Annotated in this window: 1 protein-coding gene and 1 pseudogene (1 of these 2 only partly in view); both read left to right on the forward strand. The window is 36.4% G+C overall.

All coding sequences use genetic code 11. The features are described from left to right. The coding region (locus V7149_RS10600) for an ROK family protein (RefSeq protein WP_335345597.1) at positions 1 to 326 on the forward strand (326 nt) is incomplete at its 5' end. A gap of 31 nt (positions 327 to 357) precedes the next feature. Further along, positions 358 to 840 (forward strand): annotated as a pseudogene (nagA, locus tag V7149_RS10605) (N-acetylglucosamine-6-phosphate deacetylase); it runs 734 nt beyond the window's last position.

An 840-nucleotide genomic window follows, 5' to 3' on the forward strand; every position in this document is an offset into this window, starting at 1 on the left:
CAAAAAAAATAAATAAAGATTACCTAAATGGAAGAATTATTTTTGCTGAGGAAAATCAAAAAGATCCAAAACTAGCAAAAGTTATACAAGATTGGACCTTTGAAGTTGCTCTAGGCCTAACCTCCCTTATTCATATATTTGATCCCCCTGCTATTATTATTGGCGGCGGGGTAATGGAACAGGAACACCTCATTAAGAAGATTTCGATGAAAGTAAAAGAATTAATCATGGAAAATTATTCAGATGTATCAATTATAAAAGCATCTCTTGGAAATAAAGCTGGGATATATGGTGCTGCTTCATTGCACCTGAAAAGCGAAAATTGAAAAGTCAGGAACCTAACAAGGGTGTGATGAAGTGAACAACCTAGGTCGTGAAAAATTATTGTTGAAGAATATTAATATTTATTCCCAGACAGGAATAATCAACAATGGATTTATCAAATTAGAAGCTGGAAAGATAGCTGAAATTGGCGAAATGGCAGATTTAAAAAGTGTTAATGTCTATGGCTTTCAAGAACTAATTACACCTAAAAATTATACAGTGATACCGGGGCTGATTGATGTTCATATTCACGGAGTAGACGGGGCAGATTTCATGGACGGAACGAAGGAAGCCCTTGATACGATGGCAGCTGCACTTCCAAAGGAAGGAACAACTAGCTTTATTGCCACAACTATGACCCAGTCAGAGGAAGCAATTGCAAATGCATTAATCAACGCGGGAGAATATATAGAAAACCAGAATAATAGGAATCAAGCTGAAGTACTTGGCGTTCATCTTGAAGGCCCTTTTATTAATAAAGAAATGTCGGGTGCTCAGCCCGTTCAATATATTATT

This window comes from Bacillus sp. JJ1503, from assembly GCF_036965125.1.
In the GTDB taxonomy this organism is placed as follows: domain Bacteria; phylum Bacillota; class Bacilli; order Bacillales; family Cytobacillaceae; genus Cytobacillus.